The organism is Novosphingobium resinovorum (genome assembly GCF_036352595.1).
GTDB classification, from domain to species: domain Bacteria; phylum Pseudomonadota; class Alphaproteobacteria; order Sphingomonadales; family Sphingomonadaceae; genus Novosphingobium; species Novosphingobium resinovorum_B.
On record NZ_JAZFAX010000017.1, the window covers coordinates 1 to 24,572 of the forward strand.

19 protein-coding genes are annotated in these 24,572 nt (G+C 67.2%); 6 read left to right on the forward strand and 13 right to left on the reverse strand.

All coding sequences use genetic code 11. The features are described 5' to 3' along the window. Window positions 1-408: 408 nt before the first annotated feature. From V2S85_RS15930 to V2S85_RS15945, 4 genes are all read right to left on the reverse strand, one after another. Window positions 409-705 carry a plasmid stabilization protein gene (locus tag V2S85_RS15930; RefSeq protein WP_330703831.1) on the reverse strand — a complete coding sequence of 99 codons (297 nt, stop codon included), beginning with the start codon at window positions 703-705 and terminating at the stop codon, window positions 409-411. Between the two features lie 122 nt (window positions 706-827). Next, complete coding sequence (locus V2S85_RS15935; RefSeq protein WP_330703832.1) at window positions 828-3,560, reverse strand: autotransporter domain-containing protein; 2,733 nt, start codon at window positions 3,558-3,560, stop codon at window positions 828-830. Between the two features lie 237 nt (window positions 3,561-3,797). Beyond that, complete coding sequence (gene secA / locus V2S85_RS15940; protein WP_330703833.1) at window positions 3,798-6,536, reverse strand: preprotein translocase subunit SecA; 2,739 nt, start codon at window positions 6,534-6,536, stop codon at window positions 3,798-3,800. Window positions 6,537-6,651: 115 nt separating this feature from the next. Then, window positions 6,652-6,927: a hypothetical protein gene (locus V2S85_RS15945; protein WP_330703834.1), complete on the reverse strand. Its 276-nt coding sequence runs from the start codon at window positions 6,925-6,927 to the stop codon at window positions 6,652-6,654. Between the two features lie 188 nt (window positions 6,928-7,115). Here V2S85_RS15945 and V2S85_RS15950 point away from each other — a divergent pair, with 188 nt between their 5' ends. The 4 genes from V2S85_RS15950 to V2S85_RS15965 all read left to right on the forward strand — a co-directional run bounded on the left by V2S85_RS15950 (window position 7,116) and on the right by V2S85_RS15965 (window position 10,880). Continuing rightward, window positions 7,116-8,114: a phosphatase PAP2 family protein gene (locus V2S85_RS15950; RefSeq protein WP_330703835.1), complete on the forward strand. Its 999-nt coding sequence runs from the start codon at window positions 7,116-7,118 to the stop codon at window positions 8,112-8,114. 185 nt (window positions 8,115-8,299) lie between these two features. Next, window positions 8,300-9,745: an amidophosphoribosyltransferase gene (purF, locus tag V2S85_RS15955; RefSeq protein ID WP_330703836.1), complete on the forward strand. Its 1,446-nt coding sequence runs from the start codon at window positions 8,300-8,302 to the stop codon at window positions 9,743-9,745. Beyond that, window positions 9,742-10,458, forward strand: a complete 717-nt coding sequence (locus V2S85_RS15960; protein WP_330703837.1) for an SDR family NAD(P)-dependent oxidoreductase — start codon at window positions 9,742-9,744, stop codon at window positions 10,456-10,458. The genes purF and V2S85_RS15960 overlap by 4 nt, the downstream gene beginning before the upstream one ends. Window positions 10,459-10,520: 62 nt before the next feature. Further along, window positions 10,521-10,880 carry a PilZ domain-containing protein gene (locus tag V2S85_RS15965; protein WP_419198207.1) on the forward strand — a complete coding sequence of 120 codons (360 nt, stop codon included), beginning with the start codon at window positions 10,521-10,523 and terminating at the stop codon, window positions 10,878-10,880. Window positions 10,881-10,884: 4 nt separating this feature from the next. Here V2S85_RS15965 and V2S85_RS15970 read toward each other — a convergent pair whose 3' ends face one another. Continuing rightward, entirely contained in the window at window positions 10,885-12,192 is a 1,308-nt protein-coding gene (locus tag V2S85_RS15970; RefSeq protein ID WP_330703838.1) for a cyclopropane-fatty-acyl-phospholipid synthase family protein, read from the reverse strand. 55 nt (window positions 12,193-12,247) lie between these two features. After that, window positions 12,248-13,624 (reverse strand): deoxyribodipyrimidine photo-lyase, encoded by a 1,377-nt coding sequence (locus tag V2S85_RS15975; RefSeq protein ID WP_330703839.1) that lies wholly within the window; start codon window positions 13,622-13,624, stop codon window positions 12,248-12,250. Window positions 13,625-13,713: 89 nt separating this feature from the next. Here V2S85_RS15975 and V2S85_RS15980 point away from each other — a divergent pair, with 89 nt between their 5' ends. Further along, window positions 13,714-14,367 (forward strand): phosphatase PAP2 family protein, encoded by a 654-nt coding sequence (locus V2S85_RS15980; RefSeq protein ID WP_330703840.1) that lies wholly within the window; start codon window positions 13,714-13,716, stop codon window positions 14,365-14,367. On the opposite strand, the gene V2S85_RS15985 is transcribed toward V2S85_RS15980, so the two are convergent. The 3 genes from V2S85_RS15985 to V2S85_RS15995 form a co-directional block, all read right to left on the reverse strand. Further along, window positions 14,336-15,271, reverse strand: a complete 936-nt coding sequence (locus V2S85_RS15985) for a metal-dependent hydrolase (RefSeq protein WP_330703841.1) — start codon at window positions 15,269-15,271, stop codon at window positions 14,336-14,338. The two genes, V2S85_RS15980 and V2S85_RS15985, sit on opposite strands and share 32 nt — an antisense overlap. 89 nt (window positions 15,272-15,360) lie before the next feature. Beyond that, window positions 15,361-16,374, reverse strand: a complete 1,014-nt coding sequence (locus V2S85_RS15990) for a 2-oxoacid:ferredoxin oxidoreductase subunit beta (RefSeq protein ID WP_330703842.1) — start codon at window positions 16,372-16,374, stop codon at window positions 15,361-15,363. A 23-nt stretch (window positions 16,375-16,397) separates the two neighbouring features. Beyond that, the gene (locus tag V2S85_RS15995; protein WP_330703843.1) at window positions 16,398-18,356 is read right to left on the reverse strand and encodes a 2-oxoacid:acceptor oxidoreductase subunit alpha; all 1,959 of its coding nucleotides are present in this window, start codon (window positions 18,354-18,356) and stop codon (window positions 16,398-16,400) included. Window positions 18,357-18,611: 255 nt separating this feature from the next. Between V2S85_RS15995 and V2S85_RS16000 the strand changes: the two genes are divergently transcribed. After that, window positions 18,612-19,094 (forward strand): RNA pyrophosphohydrolase, encoded by a 483-nt coding sequence (locus tag V2S85_RS16000; protein WP_330703844.1) that lies wholly within the window; start codon window positions 18,612-18,614, stop codon window positions 19,092-19,094. Window positions 19,095-19,141: 47 nt separating this feature from the next. On the opposite strand, the gene V2S85_RS16005 is transcribed toward V2S85_RS16000, so the two are convergent. From V2S85_RS16005 to V2S85_RS16020, 4 genes are all read right to left on the reverse strand, one after another. Beyond that, a complete protein-coding gene (locus tag V2S85_RS16005) occupies window positions 19,142-19,684 on the reverse strand; it encodes a tetratricopeptide repeat protein (RefSeq protein ID WP_330703845.1) in 543 nt (180 codons plus the stop codon). A gap of 13 nt (window positions 19,685-19,697) precedes the next feature. Further along, window positions 19,698-20,864, reverse strand: a complete 1,167-nt coding sequence (locus V2S85_RS16010) for an RsmB/NOP family class I SAM-dependent RNA methyltransferase (protein ID WP_330703846.1) — start codon at window positions 20,862-20,864, stop codon at window positions 19,698-19,700. Window positions 20,865-20,918: 54 nt separating this feature from the next. Next, window positions 20,919-22,376 carry an IMP dehydrogenase gene (guaB, locus tag V2S85_RS16015; protein WP_330703847.1) on the reverse strand — a complete coding sequence of 486 codons (1,458 nt, stop codon included), beginning with the start codon at window positions 22,374-22,376 and terminating at the stop codon, window positions 20,919-20,921. Window positions 22,377-22,886: 510 nt separating this feature from the next. Continuing rightward, window positions 22,887-24,419 carry a M28 family peptidase gene (locus V2S85_RS16020; RefSeq protein ID WP_330703848.1) on the reverse strand — a complete coding sequence of 511 codons (1,533 nt, stop codon included), beginning with the start codon at window positions 24,417-24,419 and terminating at the stop codon, window positions 22,887-22,889. Window positions 24,420-24,572 lie beyond the last annotated feature (153 nt).

Below are 24,572 nucleotides of genomic sequence, written 5' to 3' on the forward strand. Positions count from 1 at the left end.
CAATGCTCGAGATCCCGCTGCCAATCCTCTTCCATCGCCAGCCTCCATCAAAGCTGGCTCCCTATGAATCACGCATTTCCCCTGCAGGGAATCCCGAAAATCACAATTCTGCCAAAGTAGTGCTAGGGCGCGTGGACAAGTGCCGCGCCGACGGCTTACGCCCCATTCCTCCCCTTTGGGGGAGGAACTGACGACCCCTTGTCGCCATTCACGCCATCCGCACGAAGGGCCGAAGGCGGATCAACCGGAGTTGAACGTGCCGGTATCGACTGCGCCATCCTTCGTTCTCCCTGCAAAGACGGGGCATCATCTCGCCACACCGCGACCGGCGCAGCCGGGAGATACGTTCACCCCTGCCCGAAGAACGACGATGACAGGATCGCAGTCGATCGCGGCTCCAGCGCGCGATCAGCCGCCCGACTGACGACGGCGCCGGGTATCCCACCCCTTGCGGGCGGCGGCCGAGCGCTGCTCGAACGAGCCCGACTTGTGCGCCCGCCCCCCGCGCGCGGAGGAGATCTGGGTGTCCTTGCGGCCCCGGCCCGAGCCGGACTTGTTGCCGCCGCCCGACTCCTTGTTCACCGTCGCCCAGGCGCGGCTCACCGCGTTCTCGTGGCTGGCACCGCGCTCCTCGTAGCCTTGGGCGATGTGTCGGGCCTTGCGCTTCTGCTTGTCGGTATAGCTGCTCTTGTCGCCTTGTGGCATCGGCCGGCTCCTCGATGATTGCGGGGATGTTCCCGAATAACGAAGATCCGGTGCCGATGGTTTCGATCCGGAGCACGGCCCCGCGCCGCGCTCCGGATCCGCCCCCATCGGACCGGGCCCGATCAGAACTTGATCGAGATGCCCGCCGTCGCCCGGTCGGTATGGTAGTCACCCTGCCGGGTGATGGCATATTCGACGCGAAGCTTGATCGCGTTGCTCAGCTTGAGGCCGATCGCGCCGCCGGCCTCGAAGGCGTTCTTGCTCGCATCGACGCTGGAGACCAGCCAGTCCGCCGCGCCCAGCCGGGCGACGCGCACCGCCGTCGCGTCCTTGAGTTCGTGGCGCCAGTTGCCGAACACCGCCGCCTCGACCGGATTGCCCACGCCGACCGCCAGTTCGGCCCCCAGCTTGGTGCGGGCGCTGGTCCACTTCTCCTTGGGCAAGGCCAGCGCGATCGTCGCCGACCCGCCCTCGGCCACCGCATCGGCGCTGGTGCGCGCGATCTCGATGCCGGCGACCGGGCGCAGCACCGTGCGGTCGCCCAGCCTTACGTCGAGCTTCGCCTCGAGCGCGGCGGTCAGCGTCTCGATCTTGTAGCTGTCGGAGGCGGTCAGGGTGGCGCCGGTGAGGCCGACGTTGCGGTCGGTATCGACGCTCGCCTTGTTGTAGCCGAGCGCGAGGCCGAGCGATAGGGCGCCGAAGCGATGCGCGCCATAGGCGAAGCCGGACCAGGTATTGATGTCCGCCGAACTGCCCACCGCGCTGCTCATGTCGCCATCGGTGTAGCTGCCGCCAATGCCGATGCGGGTGCCGTCCACGTTCACCACGTTGATGCCCGCGATGACGCCGCGGGCCTTGCGGTCGTAGCCATAGGCGATGTCATCCTCGCCCACTTCGGTCGACTGGGTGAGGAAGCGGCCCCAGGCGATCGCGCCCTTGCGGGTCGATTCGACGCCGCAGCCCTCGTCGGCGCCCTGCGGGGCCGGCTCGGTGAACTGGCCGGGGCTCTGGACCGCGGGCGAACAGCCCCAGGGCTCCTGCGCCGCGCTCAGAGCCGTCTGCGAGATGTCGCGCGCGGAGTTCAGCGCCATCTGCATGGTGTCGGCGTGGATCTCGCCGCTGATCTGCGAGAAGGCATAGCCGAGTTCCGCGCCGTCCATGCCGTAGAGGCCGCTGAACAGCGGATAGAACGCGCCGCTGCGCGCGCCCGCCGCCGGCCGGAAGGGATCGAGCCCCGCCGCCGCCGAGATCGCGTTCAGCTTCCACCCGGCGCCGGCCCCGAAAGTCGCGAAGCTGACCGGGGTGACCGCCGCGATGACCTGGGTGGGGCGGTAGATCACGTCGAAGCGGGTGTTGGCGGCAAGGCCCGCGTTCGGCTGCGTCACCGAATCGAAGGCACCGGTGCCGATCGCGCCGCCGTCGACGATCACGAAGGTATCGCCGACCGTCGGGGTGAAGGTGTTGTTGCCCCCGCTGATCCCGCGCAGCGTCGGGGCCAAGATGCCGTTGGGCTGGAACGTCGCCCCCGAAGTGAGCGCGAGGCGATCGTAGCTGCCCGCCCCGCCGGCGGCGCTGTAGGCGCGCCCGTCGATCTCGACCGCGAACGTCGCGGCGTCGTCGAAGGTCACGTCGCCGGCCGCGACGATCAGGGTGCCGGGGCTGTTGCCGGGCGCCAGGGTGCCGCCCGCGCCGACATGGACGTCGGCCACCACGGTGCCGCTGCCCCCGAGCCGCGCGCCCGAGCCGACCGTGACGTCGAGGCTGGAGAGCGCCGAATCGACCAGCAGCGTGCCGCCGGCGACGGTGAAGCCCTCGTTGATCGTGCTGATCGCGCCGGACAGGGTCAGCGTGCCCTCGCCGGTCTTGGTCATGCCGCCCGCCCCGGTGATCCCCCCGGTGAGGCCGACGTCGAAGCCGCCGGTGTCGATCGTGCCCCCTTGCGTCTGCACCGTGAAGGCCTGCGCGGTATCGCCAGAGGCGGCGAACTGCAGCGTGCCGCCGACGAAGTTGGGATTGACCAGCCCGTCGTCGACTTCCTGCGGCGTGTAGAAGGCCTTGGCGGTGTCGATGTCGGGGATCGTGCCGCCGATCGGGATCAGCACGTCGGAGCCGCGGGTGATGTCGGTGGCCGGGTCGAAGTCCACGTCGGCATTGGCGTTGGGCACCGCGTTGCCAAAGCCGTCCACGTAGACGTAGCCCGAATGCGCGCCGTAGGGGCAGTCGAGCGCCACGAACAGCAGGTCGTAGTCGTGGCCCGCGATCATGTCGATGTCCTCGACCTTCCAGTCGCTGGTGACGAAGCCGTTGACGTTGCGGAAGATGGTGGTGTTCTGCGCGGTATAGGCGCTGTAGGCGATGTTGTTGATAACCTTGCCAGTCGTCTTGTCCACCACCTTGATGATGAACGAGGGGCTGTCGGTCGCGCCATGGGACGGCTGCAGCACCGCGTTCCAGGCGTAATAGAGCTTGTTGCCGGTATAGTTGGCGACCGACTGCGAGAGCGCGGTGACGCCGTAGTTCGGGTTGGCATCGTTCAGCCGGACCGCATGGTTGCCGCCGAAGACGGTGGGCGCGCCGGTGATCGTGTCGAGATCGCCGGCATTGGTGATGGTGTAGGAATCGGGCGCGCCGGCCCATGTCGAGTCCGCCGGCGGCCACTGCGCGGTGCTGGTCCAGGAGCCCCCGGTCAGTACCCAGCCGGTGGTGTCGCCGGTCTCGAAGCCGGGATTGACGACGCTTTGGCCCCAGGCCGGCGCCGCCAGTGCCAGCGATGCCGCCAGCGCCGCCGCGCTGGCGAGGCCCCTGGCCCGGACCGGTTGCACGGCGAACGTGTCGGGTGTCGCACTACCAAACATGATTTCCCCCTCATGACGAAGCTCTGTTGCCTCGCGAAAGGGACTAACTCAGCCAAAGTCATGCCGATAGTAATCAAGCCCGTCACTAAGGTTACAATAGCGGTTAAACTATTAACAACCCGAACTAAACTTTTGTTTACTTGAAGTATCGATTCACAAATACCGCGCTGTATTCCCATAAAAAAAGGCGCCGCCGGGATATCCCGGCGGCGCCTCGGCAAGAATGGGGTGCCGGCGTCAGACCAGAACGCCGTGGCAGTGCTTGTACTTGTTTCCCGAACCGCACGGGCACGGCGCGTTGCGGCTGATGTCCAGCCCGGCCCAGGGATTGCCTTCCACCGGCGCGGCGGGCGCGACACCTTCCGGGCTGCCCGCCAGATTGCCGAACAACTGCGCCATCTGCGCCGAACCGTCACCGTCGGCCGAGTTGTCGAGCCCGGTGAAGGGATCGATGTGGCCGGTCAGGAAGTCGGGCAGTTCGGGCAGCTGCGCGGGCTCGGGCATGCGCAGTTCGCTGACCGAGATGATCCGCGTCACGTCCTCGCGGATACCGTCGAGCATGCGCTCGAACAGGCCGAAGGCTTCCTGCTTGTACTCGTTGATCGGCTGCTTCTGGGCATAGGCGCGAAGGAACACCACCTGGCGCAGCGCGTCGAGCGTGGCGAGGTGCTCCTTCCAGTAGTGGTCGAGCCGGTCGAGCAGGATCGACTTTTCGACCTGGCGCCAGATCGCCGGGTCGTCCTGCGCCATCTTGGCGTTCATGTGGGCATCGGCCAGTTCAGTGATGCGCTGCTCGATGTCCTCGGGTTCGAGGCCGTCCTCCTCGATCCACGCCTCGATCGGGGCGTCGACGGCGAGGATGTCCTGCACCTTCTCCTTGAGCACCGCGACGTTCCAGTGCTCGGGGTAGGAACCGGCCGGGCAGGCGTCGGCGACGAGGGAGTTGATCGTGTCATGGCGCATGTCCACCACGACGTCGTCCACCGCCTCGGCATCCATGATGTCGGAGCGCTGCTCGTAGATCACCTTGCGCTGGTCGTTCATCACGTCGTCGTATTCGACGACCTGCTTGCGGACCTCGTAGTTGCGCGCCTCGACCTTCTTCTGCGCGGTCTCGATCGCCTTCGACAGCCATTTCGAGCCGATCGCCTCGCCATCGGCCAGATTGCTGTTCATCATCTTAGAGAACAGCGTGTCGGGACCGAAGATGCGCAGCAGGTCGTCTTCGAGGCAGAGGTAGAACTTCGACAGGCCGGGATCGCCCTGACGGCCCGAACGGCCGCGCAGCTGGTTGTCGATGCGGCGGCTTTCGTGGCGCTCGGTGCCGATGACGCACAGGCCGCCGGCTTCGAGGACGAGGCGCTTCTGCTCGCCCACCTCGGCCTTGATCTTGGCGATCGCGGCGTCGCGCTCAGGCCCCTCGGGCATGTCGCGCAGTTCGTCCTCGACGCGGAACTCGACGTTGCCGCCAAGCTGGATGTCGGTGCCACGACCGGCCATGTTGGTGGCGATGGTGACCGCGCCCAGCGAACCCGCCTGCGCGACGATGTGCGCTTCCATCTCGTGGAAGCGCGCGTTCAGGACCGAGTGCTTGACGCCTTCCTTGTTGAGGAAGTCCGAGAGCAGCTCCGACTTCTCGATCGACACGGTGCCGACGAGGACCGGCTGACCGGTCTCGTACTTCTCGCGGATCAGCTTGGCGATGGCGGCGAACTTGTCGAGCGTGTTCTTGTAGAACTCGTCCTCCTCGTCCACGCGCTGCACCGGCACGTTGGTCGGGATGGTGACGACGTTCATCTTGTAGATGTCGTAGAATTCCGGCGCCTCGGTCGCGGCGGTGCCGGTCATGCCCGAGAGCTTGGGATACATGCGGAAATAGTTCTGGAAGGTGATCGAGGCGAGCGTCTGGTTCTCCGGCTCGATCTTGACGCCTTCCTTGGCCTCGACTGCCTGGTGCAGGCCATTCGACCAGCGGCGACCGTCCATCATGCGGCCGGTGAACTCGTCGATGATGACGACCTTCTCGTCCTTGACGATGTAGTCGGTGTCGCGCTTGAACATGAACACGCCCTTCAGGGCCTGGTCGAGGTGGTGGACGACCTGCGTGTTCTCGACGTCGTAGAGGTTCGAGCCTTCAAGCAGCCCGGCGGCCTCGAGCATGCGTTCGGCCTTCTCGACGCCGTCCTCGGTGAGGCTGATGTTCTTGGTCTTCTCGTCCGCCTCGTAGTCCTCAGGCAGCAGCTGCTTCACGATCGCGTCGACCTGGACGTAAAGCTCGCTCTTGTCGTCGGTCGGGCCGGAAATGATGAGCGGGGTGCGCGCCTCGTCGATCAGGATCGAGTCGACCTCGTCCACGATCGCGAAGTTGAAGGGGCGCTGCACCATCTGGCTGCGCTCGTGCTTCATGTTGTCGCGCAGGTAATCGAAGCCGAATTCGTTGTTGGTGCCGTAGGTAATGTCGGCACCGTAGGCCTCGCGGCGTTCCCACTCGTTGAGGTTGGGGACGATCACGCCGACGGTCAGGCCGAGGAAGCCGTGCAGCTTCTCCATCTGCTCGGCGTCGCGGCGGGCGAGGTAGTCGTTGACGGTGACGACGTGGACGCCCTTGCCTTCCAGCGCGTTGAGGTAGGTCGGCGCGGTCGCCACCAGCGTCTTGCCCTCACCCGTGCGCATTTCCGCGATCTCGCCGCGGTGGAGCACCATGCCGCCGATCATCTGCACGTCGAAGTGGCGCATGCCGTAGACGCGCTTGGAGGCTTCGCGCACGGTGGCGTAGGCTTCGGGCAGAATGTCGTCGAGCGTAGAACCGTTCGCGAGCAGCTCGCGGAACTTGGGAGTCTGGGCGGCGAGTTCCTCGTCGCTCATGGCCTCCAGCGCGGGCTCGAAGGCGTTGATCTGGGCGACGATCTTGTCGAGCGACTTGACGTAACGCTCGTTGGACGAGCCGAAGATGGACTTGACGAGTGCGCCGAACATGGCGGTGGACCCCTGTTTTTCGTGAATTGGATATGATCGGTACGCGCGCCTCACGGCGACGAGGCCGGGCGCGGGAATAAGCTCGCGAGGATGCGAAAGTTGCCGGCCTTCGCGCTTACTGGCGCGCGCGGTCTATCCCGGTGAGCACGGCCGGGACGGCAACCGGCGCGAAGGCGACCGGCTGCTGCGGCGCGTGAAGGCGCGTGTTGCGCAGGCCCGGCTCGGGCAGCCGCGCCAGGGCGACCGGTGCACGCGGCGCCTTGGCGGCGACTTCGCGCAGCGGCAGCACCTGCACCGCCGACACCCGCGACACACACGCCTCGGCAGGGCCGACTTGCGCGGCGAGCCCGGTCAGCAGGGCAAGCAGGGTCAGGATGAGGCGATGGGCCATCGGAGACGTCAGATAAGGTCGATGGCGGGATGTGTCCACCTGCGTTTGCGGTGAACGGGGATTGCGCGCCGCAAACGCAGCATGCCCCCGTCCGCGCGCTTCGTTTCCCGGCGTTCCCGCGGAGACCCGGTGCGGGTCGTTAACCATTCTCATGCATGGGGTGAAACGGCCTTTGGCGGAAGGACGACATGACTGCGACTGATCGACTGCACCGGCGCCTGCGCCGGCTGGACGCGCTTAGCGCGTTCTCCATCGTTCTCCTGCTGGGAAGTTTCGCGCTTCTGGCCACGATCATCCTGACCTGCGGCATGACACTCGACTGGTCCGGGCTGGGTACATGCATCGCTTTCAGCATCGCGGCGCTGGCAGCCGGAATCGCCATGAAGCTGGCCGGCGGCACGCCTCGCGTCGCCGATCTCCTGCTCGTCGTCGCGGTGATGGCGGGCGCGACCGTCTGCAACACCCTGTCGATGAACGTCGGCCTGCGCCTCCACATGCCGCTGATCGATGCCGGGCTGGTCGCCTCCGACCACGTCCTCGGATTCGATCCGGCCATGCTGGTGCGGGCCTTCGCCCTGAGCCCGCGCATCACGGAATGGCTGGGCATCGCCTATACGCAATCGAACTGGGCCGCCATCGCGGTCGTGCTGGGCCGGTGCCTGATGCCGGACCCGGACTGGCGGCCGTTCGTGGCCTATTCCGGCGGACTGCTGGCGGCCTCGGTCATTTCCGTCGTCACGCCGGCGATGGGCAACATCGCGTACTCGCACCTCTTCGATCTGCAGGGACACGGCCTGCCATACGGCGCCGGCACCTATCACCTCGACGCCTTCCGCTATTATTACCACGGGACGGCGCCGATCGCGGGGAATGCGCATATCTCGGGCGTCGGCGTGTTCCCCTCGTTCCATACGATCATGGGGCTGGTCATCGCCACCGGGCTGCGCGGCACCCGGTTCCATCTGGCCGGCGCCGCGTTCGGCATCGCCACGATCGTCGCGACGATCCCGATGGGTTCGCACTATGTCACCGACATCGTCGGCGGCACGGTCATCTGGGCGCTGGCGATGGGACTCGCGCAATTGGGCTACCGCGCCGGGCGAAGGGCGGATGCTGGGTCCGGCGCGGGCCTTACCGCGCGGGCCTCGCAAGCGACGGGCGGCATAGAGGAAGCCATCGCCGCATGAATGGCATCGCCCTCTCACCGTTTTCCTACACGCCGGCGCGTCACCCTCCCGTCATGCATGCATGATAAAAATTCTCCCCGCTCCACGCCCTGCCGCAAGGCCCTCCCCTTCCCCCTTGCTTTTCGAAGCGATCGCAGCCAAATGCGCGTCGCGTTGAGACGCGCCAGGCGGGCTGGAAAAACATCATGAACATGACTCACCCCTTCCTCGATGCCGATGGGGACAAACTGCGCGAAGAGTGCGGTATTTTCGGCGTTATCGGCGCCCGGGAAGCAGCGGCCATCACCGCTGCCGGGCTCCATTCGCTGCAGCATCGCGGCCAGGAGGCGGTGGGCATCACCAGCTTCTCGGGCGCGGAATTCCACTCGCACCGTGGCATCGGCCACGTCGCGCAAGTGTTCCGCCAGAAGGAAGTGGACACCCTGCCCGGCTCGATGGCCTCGGGCCACGTGCGCTACGCCACCACCGGCGGCTCGGGCCTGCGCAACGTCCAGCCGCTGTTCGCGGACCTTGCCGACGGCGGCTTCTCGATCGCCCACAACGGCAACATCTCCAACGCGATGACGCTCAAGCGCGATCTGGTTTCCAAGGGTTCGATCTTCCAGTCGACCTCGGACACCGAAGTCATCATCCACCTCGTCGCCACCAGCCGCTACCCCACCCTGCTCGACCGCTTCGTCGATGCCCTGCGCATGGTGGAAGGCGCCTACTCGCTGATCTGCATGAACAACGAGGGCATGATCGCCTGCCGCGACCCGCTGGGCATCCGCCCGCTGGTGATGGGCCGCATCGGCGACGCCATCGTCTTCGCCTCCGAAACCGTCGCGCTCGACATCGTCGGCGCCGACTTCGTGCGCTCGATCGAGCCGGGCGAGATGGTGCAGGTCGATCACAAGGGCACGATCTCCAGCCATCGCCCCTTCGGCAACCCCTCGCCGCGCCCGTGCATCTTCGAGCACGTATACTTCTCGCGCCCCGACTCGGTGATGGACGGCCTCTCGGTCTACCAGGTGCGCAAGCAGATCGGCGTCGAACTGGCCAAGGAATCCTTCGCCGACGCCGACGTGGTAATCCCGGTGCCCGACAGCGGCGTCCCCGCCGCGATCGGCTATGCGCAGGAATCGGGCATTCCGTTCGAACTGGGCATCATCCGCTCGCACTACGTGGGCCGCACCTTCATCCAGCCCGGTGACGCCGCCCGCCACGCCGACGTGAAGCGCAAGCACAACGCCAACCGCGCCGTCGTCGAAGGCAAGCGCATCATTCTCATCGACGATTCGATCGTGCGCGGCACGACGTCGAAGAAGATCGTCGAGATGATGCGCGATGCCGGCGCCGCCGAAGTGCACATGCGCATCGCCAGCCCGCCGACCGAGCACTCGTGCTTCTACGGCGTCGATACCCCGGAGCGCTCCAAGCTGCTGGCCGCAACGATGGACACCGAGGCCATGGCCGAGTTCATCAAGGCCGACAGCCTCGCCTTCGTCTCGATCGACGGCCTCTACCGCGCCGTCGGCGAGGAAAAGCGCGAGAAGAAGTGCCCGCAGTTCTGCGACGCCTGCTTCTCGGGCGAATACCCCACCAAGCTGACCGACTTCTCGGACCGCTTCCCGGAACTCGACGCGGCGTGAGCGGCCGGTTCGAAGGCCAGGTCGCGCTCGTCACCGGCGCCAGCCGCGGCATCGGCGAAGCGACCGCCATCGCGCTGGCGGCCGAGGGCGCGCACGTCGTCCTGACGGGCCGCGACACCAAGGCGCTCGAACGCGTCGAGGAACGCATCTACGAAACCGGCGGTTCGGCGACGATCGCCCCGATCGACCTCGTAGAGCCCGACGGCATAGCCCGCCTCGCCACCGCGATCCAGGACCGCTGGGGCAGGCTGGACGTGCTGGTCATCAACGCGGCGATCCTGCCCGAACTGACCAGCGTGGCCGATATCGACCAGCGCGCCTTCAACAAGGCGCTGACCACCAACGTGCTTGCGACTCAGGCGCTGATCGCCAATTTCGATCCGCTGCTGAAGAAGAGCCAGGACGCCCGCGTGATCGGCATGACCACCACGGTCGCGCAGGCTCCCCGCGCCTACTGGGGCGCATACGGCGCGACCAAGGCCGCCTTCGAGGTGTTGCTGGACTGCTACGCGCAGGAAACCGCCAAAGTCTCGAAGATCCGCGTCGCCATCGTCAACCCCGGCGCCACCCGCACCGCGATGCGCGCGCGGGCCTATCCGGGCGAGGCCCCGGCTTCGGTCAAGCCGCCCGAAGTCGTCGCCGACCGCCTCGTCTCCCTGCTGGGCGAGGATTTCGCGAGCGGGCACCGGGAAACCGTTAACCAGCCGCAATAACCGGATCGTAACCCCAAACTGGGACACATCGCGCAAGTCCGGCGTTGTAGAGGCGTCGATTAATGCGCGAGGTCGCCATGGATCATACCCAGCAGGAACGCTACGCCGCCGCTGCGCAGGAAGATCGCAGCGCCATCCGCAACCGCATCTCCATTCCCGCAACGCTGCGCCCGTCCGGTTCGAAAAGCTTCCAGACGGCGGTGCGGGACTTGTCGCTCTCCGGTTTCTCGGCAACGGCGATGAGCCGCATCGCCCCGCGCACGATGTGCTGGCTGACACTGCCCGGCAAGGAAGACGCGCTGCCGGCCAAGGTGGTCTGGTGGGACAACGGCCTCGTCGGCTGCGCTTTCGAGCACCTGCTGGAACCCCACGAACTGGAAACCATCCTCGGCCGCTGGAACCGCGATTCCCGGACGAAGTGAGCGCCTAGCCGATCGCCTTCACCAGCGTCACTTGCGCCACGTCGATCCCGCCGCCGAGAAAGCCGCCCTCGCAGTACATCAGATAGAAGCGCCATAATCGCACGAAGCGCTCGTCGAAGCCCGGCGGCAGGCGTCCCTCCTCCACCGCAAGGTCGAAATTGACCCGCCATTCGCGCAAGGTACGGGCATAATCCGCGCCGAACCCCCGGCGATCGACCCATTCCAGACCACGCTCCTCGGCCAGGGCCCGGAACGCGCTTTCCCTGAGCAGCATTCCGCCGGGAAAGATGAAGGTCTGGATGAAGTCGGCGCTGCGCGAATAGCCTTCGAAGATCGCGTCGGGCATCGAGATCAGTTGCAGCGCCGCCAGTCCGCCCGGCTTGAGGTTGCGGGCGATGCAGTCGAGAAAGTCGGGCCAGTAAGCCTGGCCCACCGCCTCGACCATCTCGACCGAGACGATCGCGTCGTATTGCCCGGCGACGTCGCGGTAATCCTGCTTGCGGAAGTCCACGCTGCCGCGCTCGCCGAGCCGCTCGAAGCTCCAGCGTTCACGGGCATAGGCAAGCTGCTCGTCCGAGAGGCTGATCGCATCGACGTGGACGTCTTCATGGCTGGCGACGAAGGCCGCAAGCGTGCCCCAGCCGCAGCCGATCTCGAGCACCCGGTAGCCCGGTTCCAGTTCCAGCCGCTCCAGGATCGCGCCGACCTTGGCCGACTGGGCGACATCGAGTCCGGTCACGAACTGCGCGAAGGCGTTCGGGCCCGGCTCGACGTCCTCGTAGAGTGCGCTGGAGTAGAGCATGGTCTCGCCCAGCCACTGCTCGTAGAAATCGTTGCCGAGGTCGTAGTGCGCATGGATATTCCGAAGCGCACCCTTGCGGGTATTGCGATGCAGGGCATGGAGCATCCGGCTCGCCAGCCGCCAGGGACCATGCGCCCGCCCAGTATTGCCGAGCGCCGCCGCGTTGTCCATGAACAGCGCGAACAGCGGCACCGGGTCCGGGCTTTCCCATTCGCCCAGATCCCAGGCCTGATACCAGCCGACGGAGCCCGCCGTCGCCAGCCGCAGCAGCGCGCGCCGGTGCCTGATCTCCACGATCGCGTCGAAGCCGGGCTGGCGTCCACCCAGCAGGCGGATCGTGCCGTCCGGGAGCGTCGCCATGATCGAGCCGCGCTCCAGCCCCCGGTCGATGCGGTCGAGTATCCGGTGAACCCCGCCCGACCACAACCACGCGAGCAATTGGGAACCGACGCCGATGGCGCGTCCCGCCTCGACCAGTTCCCCACCTCTGCCCGGCGCTTGTGCGTTCATGCGCGGATGATGGCGTCAATCGCGGCCTTCGGCAATTGCCTAAGCTGCAACGGTGTTAGGCGGCATGGACACTCTTCGCTGTCTGCCAGGCCGACAATGCCCGCTCGCGCGCCTCGCGATGTTCGATGATGCGCTCGGGGTAGTCCTTCGGTCGCTTGCCGGACGGCGGATCGTGGATGTCAGCGTCTGACAAATCGGCCAGTTCGGGCACCCATTCGCGGATATAGCCGGCGGCATCGAACTTCTCCGACTGGGTCAGCGGCGCCATGATCCGCACGAACATGTTCGCATCGACGCCCGAGCCGGCGGTCCACTGCCAGTTCACCGCATTGTTGCCGTAGTCCGCATCGACAAGCGTGTCCCAGAACCAGCGCTCGCCTGCGCGCCAGTCGATCAGCAGGTGCTTCACGAGGAAGCTGGCGGCGATCATCCGCACGCGGTTGTGCATCCAGCCGGTGTGCCAGAGCTGCCGCATCCCGGCATCGACGATGGGATAGCCGGTCCGCCCCTGCTGCCAGGCCGCAAGGTCGCGGGTACTGCCGCGCCACGCAAAGGCGTCGAAGGGATCGCGCGCCGGGCGGCTGCCGTAGTCGGGATATTGCAGGATCACGTTCTGCGCATAGTCGCGCCACCCGACCTCGCCGAGGAAGGTGTCCACCGAACCACCCGCATCGGCCACCGCATGCCAGACCTGTGCCGGCGACACCTCGCCGAAGTGCAGGTGCGGCGAGAGCATGGAGGTACCCTCGACTGCGGGAAGGTTGCGCTGCTCGGCATATCGGCGGGCTTCGTCGGCGAAGGCATGGAGGCGCTTTTGCGCGCCTTCCTCGCCCGGTTCCCACATATCGCGCAGGCCCCCTGCCCAGTCGGGCCGGGTCGGCAGGAGGTTCCAGTCGGAAAGCGAATCGGACTTCGGCCACCGCGCCGGAGCCGGGATCGACTGCGGACAGCGCTGCGGCCCCGGCGGCGGCATGAATTCGCGCAAGGCCCGCCAGAACGGGGTGTAGATCTTGTAGAGGCCGCCCGCCCCCGTTGTCACCGAACCCGGCGGGGCGAGGTAGTTGCCGTGGTGCAGGTGCAGATCCAGCGCCTTGCCCACCGCCTTCTCGGCATTGCGCCACCACGGTTCGTAATGGTGGAGGGCATGGACTTCCCTCGCCCCGGTCTCCTGTGCCAGCGCGGCGAGGACGTCGGCGCTCTTACCGTGCCGCAGGATCAGCCGGGAGCCCTTGGCCCGCAGCGCCGCGTCGAGGCTCTCCAGCGAGTGATGCAGCCACCAGCGCGAGGCACCGCCCATCGCGCGATGCTTCGGCGTCTCGTCGTCGCAGATGTAGACGGGGATGACAGGGCCTTTGCGTGCGGCCTCGGCGATGGCAGGTTGGTCGGAAAGGCGCAGGTCGCGCCGCAACCACACGATGACGGGAGAATTCATGCGCAGGCAACGTCCTTTGGCAACGTGCGTTCCCTAGCGCCATGAAGGTTTCCACGCACGGCTTTCGTATCGATCCAAGGCACGCGCTGATGGCGGCGCTGGCTTGTGGGATCGGCCTGCTGCTGATGGCCTGGTCCGTCCACACCGGGCACACGGAGACGCTCGACCGGTTCGGTATGCTGTTCTGGCGCGGCGCCGACCTGCGCGCCCGCGGCTCGATCAAGATGCTGGAGACCGTGCGCGACGTGACCGCGCTCGGCGGCGTCCTCGTACGCAACCTCGTCGCCATCGGCGCGGTGGCGGCGCTGCTGTTCCTCAAGCTGCGCCGCGAGGCCGTCCTCCTTGCCCTGACGGTGATGGGCGGCTGGCTGGCGAACAGCGCCCTCAAGGCGCTCGTCGGCCGGGCCAGGCCGCAGATCGTGCCGCACCTCACCGAGGCGGGCGGCAGCAGCTTTCCCAGCGGGCACAGCTTCAACGCGGCAGTCGTCTACGTCGCGATCGCGCTGGCGTTCGCGGCGATGAGTTCGCGCAGATCGGTGCGGCGGACGCTGGTGGGCGCGGCGATGATGCTGGCGCTGGTGATTGCCTGGAGCCGCGTGTGGCTGGGGGTGCATTGGCCCAGCGACGTCATCGCCGGCTGGCTGGGCGGCACTGGCTGGGCCTTCCTCGCCAGCGCCCTGCTTTACCGCCCGGCGCGCGCGGCGGCCGAAATCACTGCCGGGGACAATCAGGCCCGGTCGTAGGAACCGTCGCCGCGACATTGAAGTTGCGGCTCAATCGTGGTCCGGTGAAGCGAGCGTCGCCAAAGGTCACGGTGGCCTCGCAGCCCTGCCGCGCGATGCGCGCCATCGGCATCTGCGACCAGGCCAGGAATTTCGCCGCCTCCGGGGTCGCCGTGGCGGCGCGCCGGACCAGCGGATCGTCCATCGCATCGGCGACGGGCGGTTCTCCCGCGGCAAAGCCGCCGAACGGATCGTAGCGCCCCATCGCGATACGCCCCCGCTCCCGCCAGATCATGTCCCGCCGCCAGAACAGCACCGGCTCGGGCGAGGCGAACACCCGGTCCGGCCGCCCCGGCACCGCGTGCGAGGCTACCGCCGAAATCCCGATGTTGAGCGCGATGAAGCCGACGACACCCGCCAGCGCCACCCTTGCGGGCCGAACGTCCCTGCGGCGCCGCGACTGCCAGATGCCGAGCCCCAGCATCGCCAGCAGCCATGGCGAGACGATGAACAATCCGTCGGTATGGAACCAGGTCTCACGCATCGGCGAGAGCAACTGGATCGCATAGACATTCTGCAGGTCCAGCAGCGGATGGGTCAGCGCACCGAGGTAGCACAGCACCAGCAGCCACCCGAACCGCATCGCAAGCCCGCTCGAAAAGGTCGCTCCGCGTGAGCATTGCCAGCGATCGAGCAGCCACAGCAGCCCCGCCAGCAACGGCGGCATCAGCAGCACGCCGCCCACCAGTCCATGCGTGAAACCCCGGTGCGTCGCCAGCGGCGCCCAGGGAGCCCAGCCGAAGAAGACGTCGATGTCGGGCATGTTCGCGGCCAGCACGCAAGCCGCGAGGCCCTTGCGCGTGCGGTGCTTGAGACCGGTTTCGGCGAGCGCCCAGCCGACCAGGCTGTGCGTGAGATTATCCATGGATCGTGGCAGCTTGCATGGCGGACCTTATCGGGTCCGCAATGCGCACTGGCAAGAGGCGGGGCCGAGGGGCCGGGCTCAGGCCGCGCTCACGCTACCGTCCAGGTCTGCCCCTTGCCCAGCAGCCCGGCGAGGTCAGCGTTCTTGCCCGCACTCAGGCTGGCGCGTTCGGCAACGACGGCGCTTTCGAATGTCGGCGCCGGATCATCGTAGATGACGCCGAGCGCCATCGGGAATTCGCCGAAGGGCATCTCCACCAGCATATGCGCAAGGCCCCGGTTGCGCACGTTGTGGACCGCCACGCCCGCCGCCTGCCAGTTCCCTTCCGCGACATCGACGACCTTCAGCGAAAGCGTCTCGATATCCAGCGCCAGGCCCTTGCTTCCCTTGGAAAACAGCAGCGGCTCGCCGTTGCGGCAGACGATCTGCATGTCGGCGGCGACGGCCTTGGCGGTGAAGTCGTCGAAGCGGTCCTTGTTGTAGACGATGCAGTTCTGGAAGATCTCCAGGAACGCCGCGCCCTTGTGCGCATAAGCCGCCTTGAGCACCTCTGGCAGATCCTTGGACACGTCGTAGCCGCGCGCCACGAACCGCGCGCCGGCACCCAGCGCGAAGGCACAGGGGCTGGCCGGGCGGTCCACCGAGCCGATCGGCGAGGTGGGCGACGGTGTACCGACCCGGCTGGTGGGGGAATACTGCCCCTTGGTCAGCCCGTAGATCTCGTTGTTGAACAGCAGGATCTGGCAATCGAGATTGCGGCGCAGGACGTGCATCGTGTGATTCCCGCCGATCGACATGCCATCGCCGTCACCGGTCACGATCCACACGTCGAGTTCCGGGTTCGCCAGCTTGATCCCCGTCGCCACCGCCGGCGCGCGGCCATGGATGGTGTGGAAGCCGTAGCTTTCGACATAGTACGGAAACCGGCTGGAACAGCCGATGCCCGACACGAAGACGGTGTTCTTCGGGTCCGCGCCGACCATCGGCAAGGTCCGTTGCACCGCTTTCAGGATCGCGTAGTCGCCGCATCCGGGGCACCAGCGCACTTCCTGGTCGGTTTCCCAGTCCTTCAGCGTGGTCTGGATCGGGGTCATGTCATTCATGATGGAGTCTCCGTTCCAACCGCTCAGGGCCTCTCGATTTCCGGGGCGGGAAGCTGGGTGTCGTTGACCGTGACCTCGCCGCCCTCGTTGCCGGGAATGGCATCGAAGAAGGTGGCGATGGCGGCCTCGATCTCGGCGATGGCGAAAGGCTGGCCGCTGGTCTTGGACAGCGGCACGGCATCGATCAGGAAGCGGTCGCGCAGCACGGTCTTGAACTGGCCGGTGTTCATTTCCGGCACCAGCACCTGCGCGAAACCGCCCAACAGTTCCGCGAGGTTCCGGGGCAGCGGCCAGACGTGACGCACATGGATGTGGCTGACGTCGAGCCCCCGGCGCCGCGCGCGGCGCACCGCCTGGTGGATCGGTCCGAAGGTGGAGCCCCAGCCCACCACCGCCAGCCGGCCCGAAGGCTCGCCCAGCGCCACGTCCTGCGGCGGCACGGCGGCGGCGACGGCTTCGACCTTGGCGCGCCGCGCATCGGTCTGGGCCTGATGGACGTCGGGGGCATAGTCGATGTTGCCGGTGTCGATCGCCTTCTCGATCCCGCCGATGCGGTGCATGAGGCCGGGCGTCCCCGGCCTGATCCACGGCCGCACGCCCCGTTCGTCGCGGCGGAACGGCAGCACCTTGCCCTCGGGGCCCTCGGGATTGTTGCTCTCCTCGAGGAAGCGCACCGGGAACGACGCGAAAGTGGCGGGATCGGGCACTTTCCACGGCTCGGAGGCATTGCCGATGTAGCCGTCGGTGAGGAGGATCACCGGGGTCATGAACTGCGTGGCGATCCGGCAGGCCTCGATCGCGCACTCGAAGGCGTCGGCGGGCGAACACGCCGCGATCACCGGCAGCGGGGCATCGCCGTTACGGCCATAGACCGCCTGGTAGAGGTCCGACTGCTCGGTCTTGGTCGGCAGCCCGGTCGAGGGACCACCGCGCTGCGAATTGACGATGACCAGCGGCAGTTCGGTCATGATCGCCAACCCCATCGCCTCGCCCTTGAGCGCGAGGCCGGGCCCGGACGAGGAGGTCACGCCGAGTTGCCCGGCATAGGACGCCCCGATCGCGGCGCAGATCGCGGCGATCTCGTCCTCGGCCTGGAAGGTGGTGACGCCGAACTCCTTCACCTTGACGAGGTGATGGAGCACCGCCGAGGCCGGGGTGATCGGATAGCCGCCGAAGAACAACTCCAGCCCCGCCAGCCGTGCCCCCGCGACGAGGCCGAGCGCCACCGCCTCCGCCCCGGTGATCGTGCGGTAGAGGCCGGGCTCGGAGGGCACCGGGTCGAGGTGCAGCTTGCGCAGCGGTCCCGCCAGTTCCGCCGTCTCGCCATAGGCATGGCCCGCATTGAGCGCGGCGATGTTGGCCTGCGCCAGTTCGGGACTCCTGGCGAACTTGGCGGTGAGCCAATCGACCAGCGGCTTGCGATCGCGGTCGAACATCCACAGCGCCAGGCCCAGGGTCCACATGTTCTTGCAGCGCAGCGCCTCCTTGTTGCCGAGACCGAAGGGCTTCACCGCCTCCAGCGTCAACGCCGAGATGTCGAACGCCATGACCTCCCACTGCGCCAGACTGCCATCCTCCAGCGGATTGGCGGCATACTTCGCCTTGTCGAGGTTGCGCTTGTCGAATTCCCCGCTGTCGGCGATCACCAGCCCGCCGGGCTTGAGCGCCGCCACGTTCACCTTGAGCGCCGCCGGGTTCATCGCCACCAATACGTCCGGCGCGTCTCCGGCCGTGGTGACCTCCTGCGAGCCGAAGTTGATCTGGAAGGCCGAGACCCCGAACAGCGTGCCCTGCGGCGCGCGGATTTCGGCGGGGAAATCGGGAAACGTGGCAAGGTCGTTCCCCGCGAGCGCGGTGGAGAGCGTGAACTGCCCTCCGGTCAACTGCATGCCGTCGCCCGAGTCGCCCGCGAAACGGACGACTACGGCTTCGGGCGCGTGGAGATGCGCATCGCTTGCGTGCTCGGCCGAACGTGTCGCCATGGTCCATCCTCCTGTCCGGTCCGCGCCGGATCTCTCGTGTCCAAGCTGCGGACGGGAGTTCCCGATGACAAATTAGTTTTCTCTTGGACGAACAAACATGGGATTTGTCGCCAAGGCAAGAGTGTGGGCCACAATATCGGCTAGTCAAGGGCGAGCCCTTGGGCCATCCTGCGGCCATGGTCAGCGCTCCGTGCATTTCCTGCCGAATCGCGTAAAGCGCCGCTCTCCCCTGCAACTTCGGATTTACCTGTTTCGATGAAAGATTTCTCGTCCCTGCCTTATCGCCCCTGCGTGGGTGTCATGCTCGTCAATGCCGACGGCAAGGTGTTCGTAGGCAAGCGGATCGACACGCGTGAAGGCGACTGGTGGCAGATGCCCCAGGGCGGCGTCGACAAGGGCGAAGACCTCAAGGACGCCGCCCTGCGCGAGCTATGGGAGGAAACCGGGGTCACGGCCGGGCACGTCCAGCTGCTCTCGCACACGCGCGAGGAACTGCTCTACGATCTGCCCGAGGAACTGATGGGCAAGTTGTGGGGCGGCAAGTACCGCGGCCAGCGCCAGACCTGGTATCTCGCGCGGTTCGAGGGCACCGATGCCGATATCCGCCTCGACGCGCACCAGCCGGCCGAGTTCTCGGCATGGAAGTGGATCGACGCCGAACTGCTGCCGGAACTCATCGTTCCCTTCAAGAAGCGCGTCTATCGCGCCGTCCTGGAAGAGTTCAAGGCGCTGATCTGAAGCAGTCCTGCGCCATCCCGGCCAGTACCGGGACGACGTACGAAGGCTCAGTTTTCCGAAACGACCGGCTTGGGCGCCACCGCATCGGCAGTGACCATGCGCGGCGCCGGGCCCTTGGCGATGGCGGTCGCGAGATCGCGGGTTTCGCTGCAGTCCTTGCCACACAGGCTCTGCAGCCGCGCGAGGTTGCGGCTGGCCTTCTCGGTCGCGCCCTTTTCCGCCAGTGCCACGCCTTCGCCGGCCAGCGCGGCGACATTGCGCGGATCACTGACCAGCGCGACGCGGTAATAGTGCAGTGCCTTGCCCTGCATGCCCTGGCGGCGCGTGGCGTCGGCCAGCGAGAGCAGTACGGAGACGCTGCCCGGCTCCACCGTCAGCGCCGATTCATAGGCATCGATCGCGCCATCGAGGTTGCCTGCTCCGGCAGCGGCGCGCCCTTCGGCGAGCAGCGCCGATGCGCGCGGATCGAGCTGTTCGGGCGGTTGCGACAGAAGGACGCTGGAAGACGTGGCGGCAAGCAGGGATAGGGCAACGGCAACGGGCGTATAACGCATCAGCAAGTCCTTGGCCGAGGTCTTCGTCCTCATCATGACCGTGACGCTATCACAGCCTGACGAAGCGCGCGACGAAAAAGCCGTCCGTCCCGTCATGCGACGGCGACAACCGCAGGCCCGCGCCGCGCGAGGTTCCGGCGGGCAACGCCGGCAGTTCGGCACGCCAGTCGGGATGGCGGGCGAGGAATCCCGCCGCCTGGTCCGCACCTTCGGCGTCGAGCAGCGAGCAGGTGACGAAGACCAGCCGCCCGCCCGCCGTCACGAGCGTCGCCGCGACGTCGAGCAGGCGCGACTGGATCGCGGCGTAGCGCTCCAACTGCTTTTCAGTCAGCCGCCAGCGGGCTTCCGGGTTGCGCCGCCAGGTGCCGGTGCCAGAGCACGGCGCATCGACCAGCACCGCGTCGGCCGCGCCGACGAAGGGCTTGAGCGCCTCCATCTCGCGGTTGGCATCTAGCAGCAGGGTCTCGATGCCGCTCGCCCCGGCGCGCTCGGCGCGGGGCGGCAGGCGCTGGAGGCGGGTGCGATCGGCGTCACAGGCGACCAGCCGCCCGGCATTCTTCATCGCGGCGGCAAGCGCGAGGGTCTTGCCCCCTGCCCCGGCGCACAAGTCGATCACCGTCTCGCCGGGCCGTGCGGCGACGACTTCGCACGTCAATTGCGAGCCGGCATCCTGCACCTCGATCATGCCGCCCAGATAGGCGCGCGACTGCTCGATCCTGGTTTCGGGCGGATAGCGCCAGCCGTTCGCGGCAGCGACCTTCTCGGCGCCTTCGGGAAGTTCGAGGCGGCCGGACTTGAGCGTGTTGACGCGAATGTCGAGCGGGGCACGGCCGAGCAGCGCTTCGGGGTGCTCGACCCCGTTGTCGGCGAGGCGCTTCATCAGCCAGCCGGGCGCAACCCCGGAATCGGCCACCGGCTCGTCCGGATCGATCGGCGCGGGAGCGTGGCGAGAGCCGTCGAACAGCGGGGCAAGTTGCGCATCGTCCGCCGCGACGCGCAGCATGGCGGCCCGGCCGGTCGCGGGGATCTCGCCGCAGGCGCGGATGGCGCGGTAGGCGAGTTCGCGCACCGCGCGGCGATCTCCGCTGCCCGCCCAGCGACGGGCGCGGAACCACTCGGAGATCAGGCGGTCGGCGGGGGCACCGTTGGAACGCGCGGCCTCGATCACGAGGTCGAGCACGTCGATCGCAGCCTGGACGCGCGCGGCGGGGGTCATGGCGTGAAATTCCTGGCAGGCATGGGCAGGGCCTTGCCGCACACCCCCATCCGATCAGCGCGTCGGATAGTTCGGCGCCTCGCGGGTGATCGTCACGTCGTGGACGTGGCTTTCGCGCAGGCCCGCATTGGTGATGCGGATGAACTTCGAGTTCTTGCGCAGATCCTCGATGGTGGCCGAACCGGTGTAGCCCATCGCCGCCTTGATGCCGCCGACGAGCTGGTGGATGACGTCCTTGGCCGGGCCCTTGTAGGCGACCTGGCCCTCGATACCCTCGGGAACCAGCTTCATCTGGTCCTTGATGTCGCCCTGGAAATAGCGGTCCGCCGAACCCCGGCCCATCGCGCCGACCGAGCCCATGCCCCGGTACGACTTGTAGGAGCGGCCCTGGTACAGGAACGTCTCGCCCGGTGCTTCCTCGGTGCCGGCCAGCATCGAGCCGACCATGATCGTCGAGGCACCGGCTGCAAGCGCCTTGGCGGCATCGCCCGAGGTGCGCAGGCCGCCGTCGGCGATGACCGGCACGCCCGCCTTCTCGGCTTCCTCGGCGGCTTCCATCACGGCGGTGAGCTGCGGCACGCCGACGCCCGCGACGATGCGCGTGGTGCAAATCGAGCCGGGGCCGATGCCGACCTTCACGCAGTCCGCACCCGCGTCGATCAGCGCCTTGGCGGCTTCGGCGGTGGCGATGTTGCCGGCGATGACCTGGGCCGAGTTCGAGAGCTTCTTCACCCGCTCGACCGCCAGAGCGACGTCGCGGTTGTGGCCATGCGCGGTGTCGATGACGACCACGTCGCACTCGGCCGCCAGCAGCGCCTCGGTGCGGGCGAAGCCCTTATCGCCCACGGTGGTGGCGGCGGCGACGCGCAGGCGGCCCGCCTCGTCCTTGGTGGCCTCGGGGAACAGGACGGCCTTCTCGATGTCCTTGACGGTGATGAGGCCGACGCAATGGAAGCCCTCATCGACGACCAGCAGCTTCTCGATGCGGCGGGCGTGCAGCAGGCGGCGCGCTTCGTCCGAGTTCACGCCGACCTTCACGGTGGCGAGGTTCTCGTGCGTCATCAGTTCGCGCACCGGCTGCGCGGCGTTGGCGGCAAAGCGCACATCGCGGTTGGTCAGGATGCCGACGAGCTTGCCCGAGGCCTCGACCACCGGGATGCCGCTGATGCGGTTCGCGGTCATCAGCGCCTGCGCCTCGCCCAGCGTGGCGTCGGGGCTGATGGTGATGGGGTTGACGACCATGCCGCTCTCGAAGCGCTTGACCTGACGGACGGCGGCGACCTGCTCCTCGATGGTGAGGTTGCGGTGCAGCACCCCGATGCCGCCCATCTGCGCCATGACGATCGCCATCTGCGCCTCGGTCACGGTATCCATGGCGGACGAGATGACCGGGATGTTGAGCCCGATCGACCGGGTCAGCATCGAGCGGGTATCGGCCTGGGTGGGGACGATGTCGGACTTGGCGGGACGCAGAAGTACGTCGTCGAAAGTGAGTCCGAGCTGGATATCCATATGCGCCACCAATGCCTTCGCCAAATACCCTAGAGGGGGAGAATCGTGGCGGCCCATGTAATCAAAGGGGGCGGTTTGGGCTAGGGGTTGTGCGGTGATTTTTCCGCAGGCCCATTCCCTTGATTGCAAGAGGGCGGCACGCCCCGTCGAGCCTCGCCCCCCTCACTGGAAGAACGGCGAAACTCGCCGCTCCAGCGGAGGGGGCGTGCGGCCAGCCCGCAAACGCCCCATTCCTCCCCCCATGGGGAGGGGGACCATGCGAAGCATGGTGGAGGGGCACGCGGTGGATCGCCAGACCTCGATCGGCGGGCATTGGGAATGCGTATCGACGCGATGGCATGCGAACCGAGGGTGCCCCTCCACCACCCTGCGGGTGGTCCCCCTCCCCGTGCCGGGGAGGAACTGACGGCAGCAAACCACCCAAATCCGCCGCCACCCTGAACTTGGTTCAGGATGACGATGGAAAGGACAGGAGCGGGTCGGTTTGCTCCTTGTGCGTTGTTTCAGGAGCTAGCGCAACTTGGATGGGGACGAGGCCGGCACCCGCCGCGTATCGCCGAACCACCGCCCCAGTGCGGTCAGCATCTTCACGTCGTCGCTCGCCCCGCCCAGCTCGATCGGATGCGAGAGGTCGTCGCTCGGCCGGTGATAGTCGCCATCGAAGAACGCGCGCATGCGGTCCATGTCGCCATAGGCCGTGGTGACCATGACGGCGGGAATATCGTGCTGCAGCAGCGCCCAGCCATCCTGCCGCTTGACGTATTCGTTGGCCTCGTCGTTGTCGCGCAGCTTGAACCCCTCTGCCTTGGCGACCTTGGCGATGTCCTTGTCCAGCCCGGTCATGCCGCGCCCGACGATGGCGAAGGGAGTCCTGCGCGGTGCGATCGCGATCGAATCGATGTTGAAGGCCGCGACGATCTTCTCCAGCGGCAGCGGGGGGCTCTCGGTGAAGGCGTGTGCGCCCAGCAACCCCAGTTCCTCGGCGGTGGTGGCGAGGAAGTAGACGTCGCGGTCCATCGGCGGCCCCTTGGCGAGGCGCCGCGCCACTTCCGTCAGCGCGGCGACGCCGCTGGCATTGTCGATCGCACCGTTGCAGATGACGTCCTCGGCCGGCGGCTCGCCGCATTCGCCGAAGTGGTCCCAATGCGCGACGTAGAGCACCGCGCCGGCCTGGCGGTTGCGCCCCGGCAGCTTGCCGATCAGGTTGTGCGTGCGAATCGTCGTCTCGTCGGTGCTGGCTTCCAGCGAGGCCGTGAGGTCGAGCACGATCGGGGCGAAGTCGTCCTTGCCCGCCGCCTGCTCGAGATCGTCGAGCGTATGCGTCGTTCCCTTGAGCAGCGTCTCCATCGTCGCCCGGCCGACGAAGGCCTCGAGATCGCCTCCCACCGCCTCGTCCGACAAGGCATAGCCGGAGCGCCTGCGCCGGCTCGCCACCTCGTCGAGCGTACGCTCTCCGTCGAGCACGGTGAGAACCGCCGACGCCCCCATCGCCAGCAGGTCATTCTGGCGTGCACTGTCGGGCGTGTCGCCGTCGAGCAGCACGGCGATGCGCCCCGCCAGTTCGTTGCGCGTGAAGTCCTGGCTGCGCGCGCGCCCGACGAACAGCATCGGCGCATTGCGCACCAGCGCCCGCTTGCCCGAGGTGAACACCAATACGTCGCTGGGCGCAAGAGTCGCACGGAAGCCCTTGCGCAGGAAGCGCGCGGTGCCCGCCGACGGTTCGTGCGCGATCACCGTGACGGGCGCGAACCATTCGTTGCCAGGATCGCCGGTGCCGGAAACCAGGCCGATGTCGAACCACTGCTTCGCCAGGTAGCGCAGCGTCTTGGCCTCGCCCTGGGTGCCCGGCTCGCGGCCGTCGAAATCGTCACTGGCGAGGATCTGGATGTGCGCGCGCAGGCGATCCTCGATCTCCCGGTCCGCGCGGCTGACACTCGCGGCGATGCCCGCGATCGGCCCGCAAATGACTATGGCAACAGCAAAAACCGCGAAGAACGCGGCCGTTCTCCACCCAGTGCTCCCTGCTTCCCACTTGCCCGACATCATTGCCCGGCACGTATACGACACAAATTCGACCGCGGTTGTAAAATCTCCTCAATGACCGCGCAGGTGCAGCATTTTTCCCGAGTGCCCGGGCAACGTGACGCAGGCTTGCAACACCCGTAGAGATGCGGAACACCTGATGCGCCGGGGCAT

Coding starts and splice junctions, on each gene's coding strand:
- V2S85_RS15930 (WP_330703831.1), bottom strand. CDS start 705: ATGCCACAAGGCGACAAGAGCAGCTATACCGACAAGCAGAAGCGCAAG.
- V2S85_RS15935 (WP_330703832.1), bottom strand. CDS start 3,560: ATGTTTGGTAGTGCGACACCCGACACGTTCGCCGTGCAACCGGTCCGG.
- secA (WP_330703833.1), bottom strand. CDS start 6,536: ATGTTCGGCGCACTCGTCAAGTCCATCTTCGGCTCGTCCAACGAGCGT.
- V2S85_RS15945 (WP_330703834.1), bottom strand. CDS start 6,927: ATGGCCCATCGCCTCATCCTGACCCTGCTTGCCCTGCTGACCGGGCTC.
- V2S85_RS15950 (WP_330703835.1), top strand. CDS start 7,116: ATGACTGCGACTGATCGACTGCACCGGCGCCTGCGCCGGCTGGACGCG.
- purF (WP_330703836.1), top strand. CDS start 8,300: ATGAACATGACTCACCCCTTCCTCGATGCCGATGGGGACAAACTGCGC.
- V2S85_RS15965 (WP_419198207.1), top strand. CDS start 10,521: ATGCGCGAGGTCGCCATGGATCATACCCAGCAGGAACGCTACGCCGCC.
- V2S85_RS15970 (WP_330703838.1), bottom strand. CDS start 12,192: ATGAACGCACAAGCGCCGGGCAGAGGTGGGGAACTGGTCGAGGCGGGA.
- V2S85_RS15975 (WP_330703839.1), bottom strand. CDS start 13,624: ATGAATTCTCCCGTCATCGTGTGGTTGCGGCGCGACCTGCGCCTTTCC.
- V2S85_RS15980 (WP_330703840.1), top strand. CDS start 13,714: ATGGCGGCGCTGGCTTGTGGGATCGGCCTGCTGCTGATGGCCTGGTCC.
- V2S85_RS15985 (WP_330703841.1), bottom strand. CDS start 15,271: ATGGATAATCTCACGCACAGCCTGGTCGGCTGGGCGCTCGCCGAAACC.
- V2S85_RS15990 (WP_330703842.1), bottom strand. CDS start 16,374: ATGAATGACATGACCCCGATCCAGACCACGCTGAAGGACTGGGAAACC.
- V2S85_RS15995 (WP_330703843.1), bottom strand. CDS start 18,356: ATGGCGACACGTTCGGCCGAGCACGCAAGCGATGCGCATCTCCACGCG.
- V2S85_RS16000 (WP_330703844.1), top strand. CDS start 18,612: ATGAAAGATTTCTCGTCCCTGCCTTATCGCCCCTGCGTGGGTGTCATG.
- V2S85_RS16005 (WP_330703845.1), bottom strand. CDS start 19,684: ATGATGAGGACGAAGACCTCGGCCAAGGACTTGCTGATGCGTTATACG.
- V2S85_RS16010 (WP_330703846.1), bottom strand. CDS start 20,864: ATGACCCCCGCCGCGCGCGTCCAGGCTGCGATCGACGTGCTCGACCTC.
- guaB (WP_330703847.1), bottom strand. CDS start 22,376: ATGGATATCCAGCTCGGACTCACTTTCGACGACGTACTTCTGCGTCCC.
- V2S85_RS16020 (WP_330703848.1), bottom strand. CDS start 24,419: ATGTCGGGCAAGTGGGAAGCAGGGAGCACTGGGTGGAGAACGGCCGCG.